A 909-nucleotide genomic window follows, 5' to 3' on the forward strand; every position below is an offset into this window, starting at 1 on the left:
CTAGTGTCGATAAGATAAAGTGATTGGGCGTTATTTACGCAGGTATAAGTTACTTATACTGGTGTAGATGTTGCTGGGTCATCATAACTAAACTACTACGTAAATATTGGTACGTAGTTAATATTGGGAGATGCCTATATGAGTGATGGCGACGTTAATGCTGGCCGACGCCGATTTTTAATCGGTGCTACCTCCGTTGTTGGTGGGGTAGGGGCAATTGGAGCAGCGGTTCCGTTTGTTGCGTCTTGGAATCCAAGTGCAAAAGCAAAAGCTGCCGGTGCGCCAGTTAAAGCAAGCATTGGAAAGTTGGAGCCAGGTCAGAGAATGACTGTTGAGTGGCGAGGTAAACCTGTTTGGGTTATTCGTCGAACTCAAGAGATGCTTGATAATATTGAAAAGCTGTCTGATGAGTTGCGAGACCCTCAGTCTGAGTTACCTCAGCAGCCTGAATATATTAAAGGGGTGTTTAGATCTTCGCGCCCTGAGTATGCAGTCATTGTTGGTATCTGTACTCACCTAGGTTGTTCTCCACAATTCGTGCCAGAAGTGAAGCCTCAAGAATTTGATGCTAACTGGGTAGGTGGCTTTTTCTGTCCTTGTCACGGTTCTCGTTTTGATTTGGCAGGTCGAGTCTATAAAGGGGTTCCAGCACCTAAGAACTTGGAAATTCCTCCTTATAAGTACCTGGATGATGCAACGGTAGTTATTGGTGTTGATGAGGAGCAGGCATAATGCAAAAGCTAATTAACTGGATTGACGAGCGCCTCCCTGTTGTTGAAGCATTCGAAAATCACATGAGTAAATACTACGCGCCAAAGAACTTTAATGTTTGGTATATTTTTGGTGTGCTTTCAATGGTTGTTTTGGTTAACCAGCTTCTTACTGGTATTTGGTTGACTATGAGCTACA

Annotated in this window: 1 protein-coding gene and 1 pseudogene; both read left to right on the plus strand. The window is 43.8% G+C overall.

From position 1 onward, the window contains the following. Positions 1-138 precede the first annotated feature (138 nt). Positions 139-732, plus strand: a complete 594-nt coding sequence (gene petA, locus A3757_RS02140; protein WP_068516412.1) for a ubiquinol-cytochrome c reductase iron-sulfur subunit — start codon at positions 139-141, stop codon at positions 730-732. Then, a pseudogene (locus tag A3757_RS25535) lies at positions 732-909 on the plus strand (cytochrome b); the annotation flags it as partial. The gene petA and the pseudogene A3757_RS25535, both read left to right, overlap by 1 nt.

It is taken from the genome of Oleiphilus sp. HI0117, assembly GCF_001635235.1.

What these genes read in the sequence shown, in the direction of transcription:
- petA (WP_068516412.1), top strand. Translation starts at nt 139, where the DNA reads ATGAGTGATGGCGACGTTAATGCTGGCCGACGCCGATTTTTAATCGGT.